At 70.8% G+C, this 15,211-nt stretch carries 13 protein-coding genes; 12 read left to right on the forward strand and 1 reads right to left on the reverse strand.

Annotation, left to right across the window (positions count from 1 at the left end):
• Positions 1-65 precede the first annotated feature (65 nt).
• The 10 genes from ureA to ACWD02_RS31170 all read left to right on the forward strand — a co-directional run bounded on the left by ureA (position 66) and on the right by ACWD02_RS31170 (position 12,178).
• Positions 66-770, forward strand: coding sequence for an urease subunit gamma (ureA, locus tag ACWD02_RS31125; RefSeq protein ID WP_451216293.1), 705 nt, complete (start codon positions 66-68; stop codon positions 768-770).
• Positions 767-2,488, forward strand: a complete 1,722-nt coding sequence (locus ACWD02_RS31130; RefSeq protein WP_451216296.1) for an urease subunit alpha — start codon at positions 767-769, stop codon at positions 2,486-2,488. The genes ureA and ACWD02_RS31130 overlap by 4 nt, the downstream gene beginning before the upstream one ends.
• Before the next feature lie 11 nt (positions 2,489-2,499).
• Positions 2,500-3,537, forward strand: a complete 1,038-nt coding sequence (locus tag ACWD02_RS31135) for an agmatine deiminase family protein (protein ID WP_451216299.1) — start codon at positions 2,500-2,502, stop codon at positions 3,535-3,537.
• Positions 3,538-3,551: 14 nt separating this feature from the next.
• Positions 3,552-4,163: a TetR/AcrR family transcriptional regulator gene (locus ACWD02_RS31140; protein ID WP_451216302.1), complete on the forward strand. Its 612-nt coding sequence runs from the start codon at positions 3,552-3,554 to the stop codon at positions 4,161-4,163.
• Between the two features lie 124 nt (positions 4,164-4,287).
• Complete coding sequence (locus ACWD02_RS31145) at positions 4,288-5,529, forward strand: TolB family protein (RefSeq protein WP_451216305.1); 1,242 nt, start codon at positions 4,288-4,290, stop codon at positions 5,527-5,529.
• A 98-nt stretch (positions 5,530-5,627) separates the two neighbouring features.
• Entirely contained in the window at positions 5,628-6,923 is a 1,296-nt protein-coding gene (locus ACWD02_RS31150; RefSeq protein ID WP_451216308.1) for a TolB family protein, read from the forward strand.
• 332 nt (positions 6,924-7,255) lie between these two features.
• Positions 7,256-8,860 carry a citramalate synthase gene (gene cimA / locus ACWD02_RS31155; RefSeq protein WP_451216311.1) on the forward strand — a complete coding sequence of 535 codons (1,605 nt, stop codon included), beginning with the start codon at positions 7,256-7,258 and terminating at the stop codon, positions 8,858-8,860.
• A gap of 61 nt (positions 8,861-8,921) precedes the next feature.
• Entirely contained in the window at positions 8,922-10,280 is a 1,359-nt protein-coding gene (locus ACWD02_RS31160) for a hypothetical protein (protein ID WP_451216314.1), read from the forward strand.
• Between the two features lie 79 nt (positions 10,281-10,359).
• A complete protein-coding gene (locus tag ACWD02_RS31165; RefSeq protein ID WP_451216317.1) occupies positions 10,360-11,253 on the forward strand; it encodes an alpha/beta fold hydrolase in 894 nt (297 codons plus the stop codon).
• 319 nt (positions 11,254-11,572) lie between these two features.
• A complete protein-coding gene (locus ACWD02_RS31170; RefSeq protein WP_451216320.1) occupies positions 11,573-12,178 on the forward strand; it encodes a TIGR03086 family metal-binding protein in 606 nt (201 codons plus the stop codon).
• A gap of 205 nt (positions 12,179-12,383) precedes the next feature.
• Here ACWD02_RS31170 and ACWD02_RS31175 read toward each other — a convergent pair whose 3' ends face one another.
• Positions 12,384-13,022: a YceI family protein gene (locus tag ACWD02_RS31175; protein ID WP_451216323.1), complete on the reverse strand. Its 639-nt coding sequence runs from the start codon at positions 13,020-13,022 to the stop codon at positions 12,384-12,386.
• A 343-nt stretch (positions 13,023-13,365) separates the two neighbouring features.
• On the opposite strand from ACWD02_RS31175, the gene ACWD02_RS31180 reads away from it, so the two are divergent.
• Together ACWD02_RS31180 and ACWD02_RS31185 are read left to right on the forward strand one after the other, a co-directional pair.
• Positions 13,366-14,961 carry an acyl-CoA carboxylase subunit beta gene (locus ACWD02_RS31180; protein ID WP_451216326.1) on the forward strand — a complete coding sequence of 532 codons (1,596 nt, stop codon included), beginning with the start codon at positions 13,366-13,368 and terminating at the stop codon, positions 14,959-14,961.
• A gap of 33 nt (positions 14,962-14,994) precedes the next feature.
• On the forward strand, positions 14,995-15,192 hold the full coding sequence (locus ACWD02_RS31185) for an acyl-CoA carboxylase subunit epsilon (protein ID WP_451216329.1): 198 nt from the start codon (positions 14,995-14,997) through the stop codon (positions 15,190-15,192).
• Positions 15,193-15,211: the final 19 nt, after the last annotated feature.

Genomic DNA, 15,211 nt, shown 5'->3' on the forward strand with positions numbered 1-15,211 from the left:
GTCAATGTTTCCGTCGCGGCAATCTCGTGGTTAGAGTGTTGTTCAAACGACGGAGGTGTGGTGGCGTGCGGCTTACCCCCACGGAACGCGACCGGCTGCTGCTCTTCGGGGCCGCCGAGCTGGCCAGGGCCCGCAAGGCGCGCGGCCTCAGACTCAACGTCCCCGAGGCGACCGCCCTGATCGCGGACACGGTGTGCGAGGCGGCCCGCGACGGGGCCAGGCTCGCCGAGGCGATCGAGCGGGCCCGCTCGATCCTCGGGCCCGACGACGTCCTGCCGGGCGTCGCGGATGTGGTGACCGAGGTGCATGTGGAGGCCGTCTTCGACGACGGGTCCCGGCTCGCGGTCGTCGCCCAGCCGATCGGCGGGGGGCTGGGGAGCGAGGCCCCGGGAGCGCTGCTGCCCGGACCGGAGCACGCGGACCCCGCGCCCGTCGTGACGCTCGCCGTGCGCAACACCTCCACCGTGCCCGTCTCCGTCACCTCGCACTTCCACTTCTTCGAGGCCAACCCCCGGCTCGACTTCGACCGCTCGGCCGCCTACGGCATGCGCCTCGCCGTGCCCGCCGGGTCCTCGGTCCGCTTCGGGCCCGGCGAGAGCGCCGAGATCGGGTTGCTTCCGATCGGCGGCGAACGGATCGCGATCGGCTTCGCCGGTCTTGTCGACGGGCCGCTTGACGCGCCGGGCGCCCGCGAAGAGGCCCTGCGCCGCGCCGCCGCCTGCGGCTACCTCGGCGTACCGCAGACGACTGAGCAGGAGGCCGAGCGATGAGCCGCCCCGGAGGCCACCCCGCCGAACCGCGCCGCCTCACCCCGTACGAGTACGCCGCCACGCACGGCCCCCGGGCCGGCGACCGCGTCCGGCTCGGCGATTCGGGCCTGACGGTCCGTGTCGAGTCCGACTCCCAGCGGCACGGTGACGAATTCCTCGCGGGCTTCGGCAAGACCGCCCGTGACGGGCTGCACCTGAAGGCCGCCGCCGTCCGCGAGACCTGCGACGTCGTCATCAGCAACGTCCTGGTGATCGACGCCGTGCAGGGCATCCGCAAGGTGTCCGTCGGCATCAGGGAGGGGCGGATCCACGCCATAGGGCGGGCCGGCAACCCCGACACCCTGGACGGGGTCGACGTCGTCGTCGGCACCGGCACGTCCATCGTCTCGGGCGAGGGGCTCATCGCCACCGCCGGAGCCGTGGACACCCACGTACACCTGTTGTCGCCGCGCATCATGGAGGCCTCGCTCGCCTCCGGCGTCACCACCGTCATCGGCCAGGAGTTCGGGCCCGTGTGGGGCGTCGGCGTCAACTCGCCCTGGGCGCTGCGGCACGCGTTCAACGCCTTCGACGCCTGGCCGGTCAACATCGGCTTCCTGGGCCGGGGTTCGTCCTCGCACGACGCCCCGCTGGTCGAGGCGCTCGCCGAGGGCGGTGCGTCGGGCTTCAAGGTGCACGAGGACATGGGCGCCCACACGCGTGCCCTTGACACGGCGCTGCGGGTCGCCGAAGAACATGACGTGCAAGTCGCCCTGCACAGCGACGGGTTGAACGAGTGCCTCTCCGTCGAGGACACCCTGAAGGTGTTGGAGGGGCGCACCATCCATGCCTTCCACATCGAGGGATGCGGCGGCGGGCACGTGCCCAACGTGCTGAAGATGGCGGGCGTGCCGAACGTGATCGGCTCCTCCACCAACCCCACGCTGCCCTTCGGGCGCGACGCCGTCGCCGAGCACTACGGCATGATCGTCTCGGTCCACGACCTGAAGACCGATCTGCCGGGCGACGCGGCCATGGCGCGTGACCGCATCCGCGCCGGGACCATGGGCGCGGAGGACGTCCTGCACGACCTGGGCGCCATCGGCATCACCTCGTCCGACGCGCAGGGCATGGGGCGCGCGGGCGAGACCGTGCGCAGGACCTTCGCGATGGCCGGGAAGATGAAGGCCGAGCTCGGCCCCATGGAGGGCGACGGTGACGGGGACGACAACGCGCGCGTCCTGCGGTACATGGCCAAGCTGACCATCAACCCCGCCATCGCCCACGGCCTCGCCCACGAGGTCGGTTCCATCGAGGTCGGCAAGATGGCCGACATCGTGCTCTGGCGGCCCGAATTCTTCGGCGCCAAACCGCAGTTGGTCCTGAAGTCGGGCTTTCCCGCCTACGGGGTCGTGGGTGATCCGAACGCGGCGACCGACACCTGCGAGCCCCTCGTCCTGGGCCCGCAGTTCGGCGCGTACGGCTCGACGCCCGCCGACATCTCGGTGGCCTTCGTCGCCCGGGCGGCCGTCGACCAGGGCAACGACAAGATGCCGACCCGGCGGCGCAGGGTCGCCGTGCGCGGCACCCGCGGCATCGGGCCCGCCGACCTGCGGCTCAACTCCCGCACCGGCTCCATCGACGTCGACCAGCGTTCCGGCCTGGTCACGCTCGACGGCGACCCGGTCCGGTCCGAGCCCGCCGACTCCGTCTCCCTCAACCGCCTCTACTTCCTTTAAGGGTGTACGTCATGAGCGCTGCCGCCGACGGCTTCCGCATGCCCGCCGAGTGGGCCCCGCACGAGCGCACCTGGATGGCGTGGCCGTGCCCCAACCCGACCTTCGACGATCCCTCGGGCCTGGACGAGTCCCGCCTCGCCTGGGCGAACGTCGCTCGTGCCGTACGCCGCTTCGAGCCGGTCACCGTGGTCTGCGGGCCCGGGCAGGCCGCGTACGCGACGGAGCTCCTCGGCCCGGACATCGAGGTGGTGGAGCGGGAGCTCGACGACGCCTGGATGCGGGACATCGGGCCGACCTTCCTCACCGACGGCAAGGGCCGACTGGCGTCCGTCGACTGGACGTTCAACGGCTGGGGCGCGCAGGAGTGGGCCCGCTGGGACCACGACGCGAAGGTCGGCGCGTACGTCGCCGACCTCGCGGGAGCCCGGACGTACACCTCGCGCCTCGTCAACGAGGGCGGCGGCATCCACGTCGACGGCGAGGGCACCGTCCTGCTCACCGAGACGGTGCAGCTCGGCCCCGAGCGCAACCCCGGCTGGACGAAGGAGCAGGTCGAGGCGGAGATCCACGCCCACCTCGGCACCACCAAGGCGATCTGGCTGCCGCGCGGCCTCACCGCCGACTACCCCGGGCACGGCTTCGGCACCCTCGGCCACGTCGACATCGTCGCCGCCTTCGCCGCGCCCGGCGTAGTCCTCGTCCACTCCCAGCGGAACCCCGACCACCCCGACCACGAGGTCAGCAAGGAGATCGTCGCCGCCCTCACCGGACAGACGGACGCGCGCGGCCGCACCCTGCGGATCGTCGAGGTGCCCGCCCCGACCGTCCTGAAGGACGCCGAGGGCTGGGTCGACTACTCCTACATCAACCACTACCTCTGCAACGGCGGCGTCGTCCTGTGCGCCTTCGGCGACCCCCACGACGAGATCGCGGCCGGCATCTTCCGCGGCCTCTTCCCCGACCGTACGGTCACGCTCGTCGACGCCCGTACGATCTTCGCCGGGGGTGGTGGCATCCACTGCATCACCCAGCAGCAGCCGAAGGTGTGATCAAGGAGAACGAAATGGCAGGTCAGGCCCGCGCGCGGAAGAACGCCCCACCGCGCGAGGACGTTTTGGCCGCCGCCATGGAGATGATCGCCGAGCGCGGCCTGGAGAAGCTGACCATGGCCGCGCTCGGCCGCGAGGTCGGCATGAGCAGCGGCCACCTCCTCTACTACTTCCGCACCAAGGACGAGCTGCTCCTGCGCACCCTGGAGTGGAGCGAGTCCGCGCTCGGCGCCGAGCGCGGCAGGCTGCTCGCCCGGCAGGGCACGGCCCGCGAGCGCCTCGACGCGTACGTCGATCTGTACGTCCCCGACGCCCCCGGCGACCCCCACTGGACGCTCTGGCTGGAGGTCTGGAACCGCTCCCTGAACGCCGACGAGGACGAGCGCGACCGGCAGGTCGCCATCGAGAGCGCCTGGCACCGCGACCTGGTGGCGCTGCTCGCCGAGGGAGTCTCGCGGGGCGAGTTCGGGCCGCTCGACCCCGACCGGTTCGCGGCGCGCCTGCGGGCGCTGCTGGACGGGTTCTCCATCCATGTGGCGATCGGCCTGCGCGGCACGGGACGTGACCAGATCCTGGCGCACGTACGGGAGTTCCTGGACGGAGCGCTCGGCTCCGGCGCCTCCTAGGACCCGGTTTCCCCCGTCTAGGTTGTACGCGTTCCTGCGGATTGTGTGTCTCCTCGCGATGCGCTTGTATCCCCGTGGGCCCTCGGTGACGGGCCGGGGGGAACGACAGGTTTTGGGGGAAACCATGTCCACTGCTGTCCGTGTGTCCTTCGCCGGACGCGTGTCCCTTGTCGGCCTTGGCCTCGCCGCCCTGCTCGGCACAGTGGGAGCGCTCCCTGCCCGCGCGGAGCCCGACCCGGCGCCGCCGGCCACCGAGCGGGTCAGCACGACCAGTACGGGGGAGCAGACCACCGACCCGGCGTACGACCCGGCGATGGGGGACGGCCGCGTGGTCGCCTTCACGGCCGACGTGGGCGCCGATGCCCTGCCCCGGGTGTCCGTCAGGGACGCGAGCGGCCTCTCGTCCGTCAGCTACGGGGCGAACGGCCCGTCGTACGACGCCGCGCCCTGCGCCAGCGGCCGGATGGTCGGGTTCGTCTCCGAGTCCACGACCCTGGGCAGTCCGCCGAAACCCGACCACCGCCCGACCGTCTACATCCGCAACCGCCCGGTCGGAAAGATCACCGGGCTGCACAGCTACCAGGGGGTCCGCTTCGCCTCGATGGGCCGGCCGCACCTGGACCCCGGCTGCCAATGGGTCGCTTACACGGCCACCCTGCCCGCAAGCGAAGCGGACCCGACGCCCCAACCGCGCGTCTACCGCTTCAAGTTCAACGGCGGCACCACCGACCTGGTCAGCGAGGCCACGGCCGAGGCCGCCGACGACCCGTCGATCAGCGCCAACGGGGAGTACGTCTCCTACGAGCAGGGCGGCGACATCTACGTCCGGAACATGACCACCGGCGCCCTGGAGAAGGTGTCCGTGGCGCGGGACGGCGGCGCCGCCGACGGAGCCTCGTCGGGCGCGTCGCTCAGCTACGACGGGCGCCGCGTCGCCTTCGACTCGCGCGCGACCAACCTCGCCACCGGTGGCAAGGGGCGCGACACGAACCGCGACACGAACGTCTATGTGCGCGACCTCGACGCGGGCACCACGACCCTGGTGCAGGCCCCGAAGAAGAAGGGCTACACGGCTCAGGCCTCGCTCGCCAAGAACGGCACCCACGTCGCGTACATCTCGGCGAAGAAGCGCGGCAAGGGCTCCGTGCCCTCGGTGTACCTGCGCGAACTGGCCACCGGCGCAACGCAGTTGATCAGCGTCGACCTGGCGGGCGGCCGCAACGACCTCGCGGCACGGCGCCCCTCGGTCAATGACGACGGCACTGTCGTGGCCTTCGACTCGAAGTCGGCCGATCTGGTGGCGGGGGACACCAACGGGGTCTCGGACGTCTTCTTGCGGACAGTTCCAGGAACACCGCAACCATAAGAGCATCTCGCGCATCACAGACATTGCACGCAGCAACGTGCGACCGCGCCAAGACCGGCATCCGCAGCGAACAACCAGCAAAAACGGGGGACTTCACCATGCACAGCACCAAGCGCCGCGCCGCCCTGACCGCCGCGGCACTCGTCGCCGCGGTCACGGCCGCCACCCTGCCCGCCGCGTCCGCGGCGCCCGACGCCGCTCCGGGCACCGAACGGATCAGCGTCGCCCCCGACGGGACGCAGTCCGACGGACCCTCGGAGCTGCCGGACGTCAGCGACGACGGGCGGTACGTGGTCTTCTCGACGGAGGCGAAGAACCTCCTGCCGGGCGACACCGACACCTGGCCCGACGTGTACGTCCGCGACCTGAAGCGCGGCACCGTCGAACGGGTCAGCGTGCAGGACTCCGGCGCCGAGTTCACCGACTACGTGAGCCAGCGGCCGACCATCAGCGCCGACGGCCGCTACGTCACCTTCGCCGCCGTCACGTACGACGAGGACGGCAACCACTACAGCGGCATCTACCTGCGGGACCTCAAGAAGAAGCGGACCGAGCTCGTCAGCCTCTCGGACGCGGACAAGCCCGTGACCGGACATGACACGACCGCCGCGCAGACGAGCGAGAACGGCCGGTACGTCACGTTCGTCTCGCAGCTCAAGGACAACGGCGACTACGTGGACGGCATGAACACCGGCGTCTACGTCCGCGACCGGAAGAAGGGGACCACCAAGCGGATCAGCGAGATCGTCACGGGCGGCGCGAGCTCCTCGTACTACATCACGCAGCTGACCATGAGCGCGGACGGCAGCCACGTCGGCTACTCGATAGGCCAGCAGCGTCCCGGCCGCGACGGGCGCACCTACATCTACGACGTGAAGGCCGGCGAGGGCAGGCGGCTCGACCTCACACCCTCGGGCGCCGACCGCGAGGTCGGCGTGGACTCGCTGAGCAGGGACGGACGCTACGGCGTCTTCTCCGCGCGCTCCGGCGACCTCGTCCCCGGCGACACGAACGAGAAGTACGACATCTTCCGCATCGATCTGCGCACCGACGCCATCGAGCGGATCGTGTACGACGCCGAGGGCGGCCAGCCGGACGGCGACTCGTACACCCCCCGGATCACTCCGGACGGCCGCCGTGTGGTGTTCCAGTCAGGCGCCTCGGGTCTCGTCGCCGGCGACCCCGGCAAGGCATCCCTCTACGTACGCGATCTGCGCACCGGAAAGAACCAGCGCGTGGACGTGCCGCAGGGCGGCGGCGACGCCGACTCCGCCGTGTCCCACTACGGGCTGAGCGCGGACGCCGGGACGGTCGCGTTCTCCTCGGACGCCACGAACCTGGTGCCCGGTGACACCAACGAGGCGCGGGACATCTTCGTGCGGCACCTGCGCTGACGTCTCACGGCGGTGCGGGCGGCGCGGCGGACACGCCGCCCGCATCGTGAGACGGGGCAGCGCGGTGTGTGCGGGCTGTGGCAGGCTGCCACCGTGCTCTCGTTCGCCATGATTATTGGCAGCAGGCGCGCCGGTCCGCAGTGACCGTCTCGTACCACCATGTACGGGCGGACACCGTCGTCTCTCAGACCCGCGCGCAAACCTCTCGTACCCACGAGGGGTTTTTTCGTTTCCTGGCCCAACATCAGCCGGACGCGGAGCGCGGGGGATCATTGAGGCGGTGGAGCCGGTCATTCCGGTAGACCGAGATCCGACACAGGAGCCAGATCAGCATGACGGAAACCAGCACGCCCGACGATTCGTTCCACGTCTTTGACACCACGCTGCGCGACGGCGCGCAGCGCGAGGGAATCAACCTGACCGTCGCGGACAAGCTGACCATCGCCCGGCACCTGGACGACTTCGGCGTGGGCTTCATCGAGGGCGGCTGGCCGGGCGCCAACCCCCGCGACACCGAGTTCTTCTCCCGCGCCCAGCAAGAGATCACCTTCCGGCACGCCCAGCTCGTCGCCTTCGGCGCCACACGCCGCGCCGGCGGCTCCGCGGCCACGGACCCGCAGGTCAACGCCCTGCTGGAGTCCGGCGCCCCGGTCATCACGCTGGTCGCCAAAGCCCATGACCGGCACGTCGAGCTCGCCCTGCGCACCACCCTGGAGGAGAACCTGGAGATGGTGCGCGACACCGTCTCCTACCTCCGGGACCAGGGGCGGCGCGTCTTCGTCGACTGCGAGCACTTCTTCGACGGCTACCGCGCCAACCCCGAGTACGCGAAAGCCGTCGTCCGCACGGCCTCCGAGGCGGGCGCCGACGTCGTCGTCCTGTGCGACACCAACGGCGGCATGCTCCCCGCCCAGGTCAAGGCCATCGTCGGCACCGTCATCGCCGACACCGGCGCCCGGCTCGGCATCCACGCGCAGGACGACACGGGCTGCGCGGTGGCCAACACGCTGGCCGCCGTGGACGCGGGCGCGACCCACGTCCAGTGCACCGCCAACGGCTACGGCGAGCGCGTCGGCAACGCCAACCTCTTCCCGGTGGTCGGCGCCCTTGAGCTCAAGTACGGCAAGCAGGTCCTGCCCGAGGGCGCGCTGCGCGAGATGACCCGCGTCTCGCACGCCATCGCCGAGGTCGTGAACCTCACGCCCTCCACCCACCAGCCGTACGTGGGCGTCTCGGCCTTCGCCCACAAGGCGGGCCTGCACGCCTCCGCGATCAAGGTCGACCCGGACCTCTACCAGCACATCGACCCGGACCTGGTGGGCAACCGCATCCGGATGCTGGTCTCGGACATGGCGGGACGCGCCTCCATCGAGCTCAAGGGCAAGGAGCTCGGGATCGACCTGGGCGACGACCGGGAGCTGGTGGGCCGGGTCGTCGAGCGGGTCAAGGAGCGCGAGCTCAGCGGCTACACGTACGAGGCCGCCGACGCGTCCTTCGAACTGCTGCTCCGCGAGGAGGTCGAGGGCCGGGCACGCCGCTACTTCCGCGTCGAGTCCTGGCGGGCCATCGTCGAGGACCGCCCCGACGGCACGCACGCGAACGAGGCGACCGTGAAGCTGTGGGCCAAGGGCGAGCGCATCGTCGCCACGGCTGAGGGCAACGGCCCGGTCAACGCCCTCGACCGTTCGCTCCGGGTCGGCCTGGAGCGGATCTACCCCCAGCTCGCCAAGATGGAGCTGGTCGACTACAAGGTCCGCATCCTGGAGGGCAAGCACGGCACGTCGTCCACGACCCGGGTGCTGATCTCCACCAGCGACGGTGACGGCGAGTGGTCGACGGTGGGCGTGGCGGAGAACGTCATCGCGGCGTCGTGGCAGGCCCTTGAGGACGCGTACACCTTCGGTCTGCTGCGGGCGGGCGTCGAGCCGGTGGAGTAGCCGCCGCGGACGGGGTGGTCGCGGACCTCCGTCGGGAGCCCGACTGAGTTAGCTTCGAAGTATGAGCAATGGGACGAAGCGAATATTTGTCGCGCTGTCCGGGATGCTCCTGTCCCTGGGTGCCGTGTCGTTCACGGCGGCGCCCGGGGCCGCGGCCGCCACGAGTGTCCCGGCTGTGGCCGACGCCTGGGAGAAGAGCCCGGTGTACGTGGATCCGGCCGCCTCGGACCAGTTGTCCGGGGCGGACGCGGATGCCATCGCGGAGAAGATCAAGGACGCCGACAAGCCCGTGTTCGTGGCGGTGCTGCCCGCGGACTTCCCCAAGCAGGACCTCTTCCAGAAGCTGCGCACCGAGACCGGCGTGACCGGTGTGTACGGGATACGGCTCGGCGACGCGTTCGACGCCAAGGCCGACCCGGCGGTGCTGAGCAACGCGGCCGTGTCGAACCTCGTCACGACGTACGGGGACGAGGGTGACACCAAGACCCAGCTCAACGACTTCGTCGACCAGGCGGTGAAGGACGCCCGTGGCTCCGCGCCGGCCTCGTGGGACGCCGGCGGCTCCGACAGCGGCACCCCCGTCGGCGCGCTGATCGGTGTCGGCGCGGTGCTCGTCGCGGGCGGCGGCGCCACGTACGCGGTGGTCCGGCGCAACCGACGGCGCAAGGCCGAGGAACAGCGCGTCGCGCTGGAGAAGCTGCGGGTCGTGGTGGACGAGGACATCACGGCGTACGGCGAGGAGCTGGACCGGCTCGACTTCCACCCCGCGGAGGCGGGAGCGGACGACGCGATGCGCACGGACTACGAACGGGCCCTGGACTCGTACGAGAAGGCGAAGTCGTTCATGGCGGCGGCGAAGCGCCCCGAGGAGGTACGGGCCGTCACCCAGTCCCTGGAGGACGGCCGCTTCTCGCTCGCCCTGCTCGCCGCGCGGCGGGAGGGCCGCCCGCTGCCGGAGCGGCGCGCCCCCTGCTTCTTCGACCCGCGGCACGGCCCTTCCGTGAAGGACGCCCAGTGGGCGCCGCCGGGCGGCGCCGAGCGGACCGTACCGGTGTGCCTGGCGGACGCGACGCGCCTCGCGGACGGCGAGCAGCCGATGTCCCGGACGGTGGCCACGGAGTCGGGGGAGCGACGGCCGTACTGGGAGGCGGGCCCGGCGTACGGACCCTGGGCCGGCGGCTACTTCGGCGGCGGCATGCTGCCGGGCCTGCTGGTCGGCACGATGCTGGGCGGCATGATGGCGAGCCCGGCGTACGCGGCGGACTACGGCGGCGGTTACGGCGACTTCGGCGGCGCGGGCGCGGGGTACGAGGGCGGGGACTACTCGGGCTCGGACTTCGACCCCGGCGACTTCGGAGGCGGCTTCGGGGGCGGGGACTACGGCGGGGGCGGCGGCGACTTCGGTGGCGGCGGGTTCTGACGGGTTGACGGCACGAGGCCTTTGCGAGACGATACGTATCGTCTTAATGAAGCTCCCCGTAGCCACGGAAGGTCACCCCATGCGGCCACAGCAGCAGTACGTCGAAGCGGCCCCCGGCATCCGCCTGTGGGCGGAGCGGCGTGGCGCGCCCGACGCCCCCGCGCTGCTCCTGATCATGGGCGCCCAGGCCTCGGGCCTCGGCTGGCCCGACGCCCTGGTCGACGCGCTCGCCGACCGGCATCAGGTCATCCGTTACGACCACCGCGACACCGGGCGCTCCACCTCCACCTTCGACGAACACCCCTACCCCATAACCGACTTGGCGCGGGACGCGGTGGCCGTCCTGGACGGCTGGGGAGTGGAGCGCGCGCACCTGGTGGGTATGTCCCTCGGCGGCATGCTGACCCAGCTGGTCCTCGCCGATCACCCCGAGCGCGTCCTCAGCGCCACGCTCATCGGCACGTGTGCGCTCAGCGAGACCCCGTACGTGGCACCGGACGGAACCACGGTCCCCGTCGGCGAACTCCCCGGCATCGCCCCGGAAGTCCTCGAGATGTGGTCCCGCCCGGTGGAGGACACGGGCGTCGAGGCCGAGCTCGACCGCAGGGTGGAGCACTGGCGCGTCCTGAACGGTCGCCAACTCGACGTGGACGACGCGTACTTCCGCGACCTCGAGCGCCGGATCATCGAGCACGCAGGCACCCACGTGGCCTCCACGGCCCATGCCCGGGCCGACGACTCCCACATGCTCCGCACCGACGAACTGGCCGCCACGAAGGTCCCCACACTCGTCGTGTCCGCCCCCGCCGAGCCGGTGTTCCCGCCCCCGCATCCGCACCACCTGGCACAGGTCATCGGCGGCGGCAGCGCCCACGTGGTGGAGATCGCGGGCATGGGCCACGCGCTGCCCCCGGCGGTCCAGGGCCCGCTCGCGAAGGCGATCCTGGCGCACACGGACTCCGTGCATCCCTAGGGTTCTACCGCCCGCGCCGTCGTTCCGCCGCCGCGTGCCACCAGCCCGGCGGCGAGGGGCCGACCACGCGGGACATGGGCTGGGCCGGGTGCAGGCCCAGCGGACGGAGTACGCCGGCCCGGACGTCGGCCGGACGATCCGGGCCGGCGGTGCGGCATCCAGTCGATGCCCCGCTCTGGTCCGGGTCCATGCGGTCATGGTGCCAGAGGCCCGAACTGCTGTGTGGTCACGTGCGCGACGCTGGAAGCTGGACCGCCCTTCAGGGCAAGGTGGGACCTGTCCGGCCGGTTGGCGCATTCCACAGACGGAAGAGGTCGACGTGAGCGAGCACGGCACGACGAACACCAACTGGGCCATCCTCGACGCCGCGCACGCGGCACTCCGCGCGGCCGTTCAGGGCGTACCGGAAGGGGACTGGGACCGCCCGACGCCCTGCGCGGAGTGGAACGTCACCCAAGTCCTGCAGCACGCCGCGGGAGACCAGCTGGGCTACGCCTCGGCCCTCACCGGAGGTCCCGGCCCGGCCGAGAACCCGTTCGCGCCCTCCGGCAAGCTGACGGATTCCCCCGAGGCCCTGCTCGAACCGGCGCTCGCGGCGGCCGCCGAAGCCTGGGCGGCGGTCGACGAGGGGACCCAGGAGGTACCGGTACCGCTTCCGCCCGGCACCATGACGGCCACCCTCGGGGTCGGCGCCTGCGCACTGGACGCGGCGGTCCACGCCTGGGACATGGCGGTGGCCACCGGCCAACCTTCCCCGCTCAACGACGAGTTGGCCCGCACACTGCTGGACGTGGCCCACCACATCGTGGAACCACTCCGCGCCTTCGCCTTCGCACCACCGCTGGAGCCGAACCAGAACAGCGAGACCGAGGGCGAAGCGGCAGCGCTGCTGCGCTACTTGGGCCGCAACCCGACGTGGCCGTAACGCAGAACGGCAGCAGGGCCGCTGCGCACACCACAGAAACGAACCGCCCCACCCCAAGTCGCACGCGGCACGAGCAGCTCACCCACCCCGAGCCGCAGACGAAACAAACGAACCCACCCACCCCTCACCCCTGGACGCGGGGCAATCGGGTGGGTGGGTGGGCAATCATCCGTCGCGAAGCGGCGGCCCAGAACACGCCCAAGGCTCAGGAGCCGGAACGAATCGCGGAGATGTCGAAGCTCAGCTTGATCTTGTCGGAGACAAGCACCCCGCCCGTCTCCAGCGCCGCGTTCCACGTCAGGCCCCAGTCCGAGCGCAGGATCTCCGCCTTGCCCTCGAAGCCGACCCGCTCGTTCCCGAAGGGGTCCGTGGCCGAGCCGTTGAACTCCAGGTCGATGGCGAGCTGCTTCGTGGTGCCGAGGATCGTCAGGTCACCGGTGATGCGGTAGTCGTCGCCGCCCAGCGCCTCCGCCTTCGTGGAGCGGAAGGTCATCTCGGGGAACTCGTCGGTCTTGAAGAAGTCCGCGCTCTTCAGGTGACCGTCACGGTCGGCGCTGCCGGTGTCGATGCTCTCCATCTGTACGTCGATGGAAGCCGTCGACTGGGCCGGGTCCGTGCCGTCCAGGTGCAGCGTGCCGGCGACGTCGGTGAAGGAACCCTTGACGTTCGTGACCATGGCGTGGCGGGCGACGAAGCCGATCGACGTGTGCGAGGGGTCGATCGCGTAGTCACCGGTCAGGGCGGCCAGCTCCGGGTTGACCGGGGCGACGGCCGTGGCCGTGCCCGCGGCGGAGGAGGTCGCGGACGAGGTGGCGGTTTCGTTCTTGCGGCCGAAGAGACCCATGACTGCTCCTTGGGGACGAGCTACGAGCGGGAGGCCCGAGCTGCGAGCTACGAGGGATGTATCTGTTGAATGTTCAACGAGATTGACTCTAACGCGATTCAGTTCAACATTCAACCTATAGCTTTACGTGGCGAGTCGGCAGCGCAAAGTAGTCGCACCCGCTCCGACCTGTGAGCTGTCTCTCACGCACCCCTTTGTGGAATCCCTACAGCCGCAGACGGTCCTGAGCAGTCACTTCGCGCGCACAGCGCAGGGCTTCTGTTCGGGGGTGCCAGGAAAACGGGCCGGAGACTGTGCAGAGTCGACGGTCCGTTTCCCTAGGTGCACTTCGTAAGGTCACTACATGACCGTTTTGGACGACACCGCTTCTTCTCCCGAAGGCGAGCCCACCGACGCACGCGGCCGCGTGGCCGAGCTGCACGCGATCCGTGCCGAGGCGCTGCGCGGCCCCAGTGAGAAGGCGACGAAGGCCCAGCACGCCAAGGGCAAGCTGACCGCACGCGAGCGGATCGAGCTGCTTCTGGACGCGGGGTCGTTCCAGGAGGTCGAGCAGTTGCGCCGGCACCGGGCGACCGGTTTCGGCCTGGAGGCGAAGAAGCCGTACACCGACGGTGTCATCACCGGCTGGGGCACGGTCGAGGGCCGCACGGTCTTCGTCTACGCCCACGACTTCCGCATCTTCGGCGGCGCGCTCGGCGAGGCGCACGCCACGAAGATCCACAAGATCATGGACATGGCCATCGCGGCCGGTGCCCCGCTGGTCTCCCTGAACGACGGCGCGGGCGCTCGTATCCAGGAGGGCGTCTCGGCGCTCGCCGGATACGGCGGCATCTTCCAGCGCAACACCAAGGCATCGGGCGTCATCCCGCAGATCTCGGTGATGCTCGGCCCGTGCGCCGGGGGAGCGGCCTACAGCCCGGCCCTCACCGACTTCGTCTTCATGGTGCGCGAGACCTCGCAGATGTTCATCACCGGACCGGACGTGGTCCGCGCGGTGACCGGCGAGGAGATCACGCAGAACGGCCTCGGCGGCGCGGACGTGCACGCCGAGACGAGCGGCGTCTGCCACTTCGCGTACGACGACGAGGAGACCTGCCTCGCCGAGGTCCGCTACCTCATCGCGATGCTCCCCTCGAACAACCGCGAGAACCCGCCCACCCACGACTCGGACGACCCGGCGGACCGCCGCTCGGACGTCCTGCTCGATCTGGTCCCGGCCGACGGCAACCGTCCGTACGACATGGCCAAGGTCATCGAGGAGCTCGTCGACGACGGCGACTTCCTGGAGGTCCACGAGCGCTGGGCGCGCAACATCATCTGCGCCCTGGCCCGCCTGGACGGCAAGGTCGTCGGCATCGTCGCCAACCAGCCGCAGTCGCTGGCCGGCGTCCTGGACATCGAGGCCTCCGAGAAGGCGGCCCGCTTCGTCCAGATGTGCGACGCCTTCAACATCCCGATCGTGACCCTCCTGGACGTCCCCGGCTTCCTGCCGGGCGTCGACCAGGAGCACGGCGGGATCATCCGGCACGGCGCCAAGCTCCTCTACGCCTACTGCAACGCCACCGTGCCGCGCATCTCGCTGATCCTGCGCAAGGCCTACGGCGGCGCGTACATCGTCATGGACTCCCAGTCCATCGGCGCCGACCTGACCTACGCCTGGCCCACCAACGAGATCGCGGTGATGGGCGCCGAGGGCGCCGCCAACGTCATCTTCCGCCGGCAGATCGCGGCGGCCGAGGACCCCGAGGCCATGCGGCAGAAGATGGTCAAGGAGTACAAGGCCGAGCTCATGCACCCCTACTACGCGGCCGAGCGCGGCCTGGTCGACGACGTGATCGACCCCGCCGCCACCCGCGAGGTGCTCATCAGCTCGCTCGCGATGCTCCGCAACAAGCACGCAGACCTGCCGTCGCGCAAGCACGGCAACCCCCCGCAGTAATTCCTGCAGTAGCCCACAAGGAGAACGCTGCACATGAACACTCCCGACATCCGCGTCGAGAAGGGCCACGCCGAGCCCGAGGAGGTCGCCGCCATCACGGCGATCCTGCTGGCCCGTAGCGCCGCCGCCACCGCGCAGGCCCCCACGCCCCGCCGAGGCCGCGACAAGGCCGGCTGGCGCCGCCTGGAGCGCACGCCCGGCTTCCGCGCCCCGCACAGCTGGCAGGGCTGAGCCCACACCGCCCGACGGC

Source organism: Streptomyces sp. NPDC002853, assembly GCF_053591915.1.

Bases quoted from the DNA above. Each gene is read 5' to 3' on its own strand.
- ACWD02_RS31135 (WP_451216299.1), top strand. From the start codon at position 2,500: ATGAGCGCTGCCGCCGACGGCTTCCGCATGCCCGCCGAGTGGGCCCCG.
- ACWD02_RS31145 (WP_451216305.1), top strand. From the start codon at position 4,288: ATGTCCACTGCTGTCCGTGTGTCCTTCGCCGGACGCGTGTCCCTTGTC.
- ACWD02_RS31185 (WP_451216329.1), top strand. From the start codon at position 14,995: ATGAACACTCCCGACATCCGCGTCGAGAAGGGCCACGCCGAGCCCGAG.
- ACWD02_RS31175 (WP_451216323.1), bottom strand. From the start codon at position 13,022: ATGGGTCTCTTCGGCCGCAAGAACGAAACCGCCACCTCGTCCGCGACC.
- ACWD02_RS31130 (WP_451216296.1), top strand. From the start codon at position 767: ATGAGCCGCCCCGGAGGCCACCCCGCCGAACCGCGCCGCCTCACCCCG.
- ACWD02_RS31160 (WP_451216314.1), top strand. From the start codon at position 8,922: ATGAGCAATGGGACGAAGCGAATATTTGTCGCGCTGTCCGGGATGCTC.
- cimA (WP_451216311.1), top strand. From the start codon at position 7,256: ATGACGGAAACCAGCACGCCCGACGATTCGTTCCACGTCTTTGACACC.
- ACWD02_RS31150 (WP_451216308.1), top strand. From the start codon at position 5,628: ATGCACAGCACCAAGCGCCGCGCCGCCCTGACCGCCGCGGCACTCGTC.
- ACWD02_RS31140 (WP_451216302.1), top strand. From the start codon at position 3,552: ATGGCAGGTCAGGCCCGCGCGCGGAAGAACGCCCCACCGCGCGAGGAC.
- ACWD02_RS31165 (WP_451216317.1), top strand. From the start codon at position 10,360: ATGCGGCCACAGCAGCAGTACGTCGAAGCGGCCCCCGGCATCCGCCTG.
- ACWD02_RS31180 (WP_451216326.1), top strand. From the start codon at position 13,366: ATGACCGTTTTGGACGACACCGCTTCTTCTCCCGAAGGCGAGCCCACC.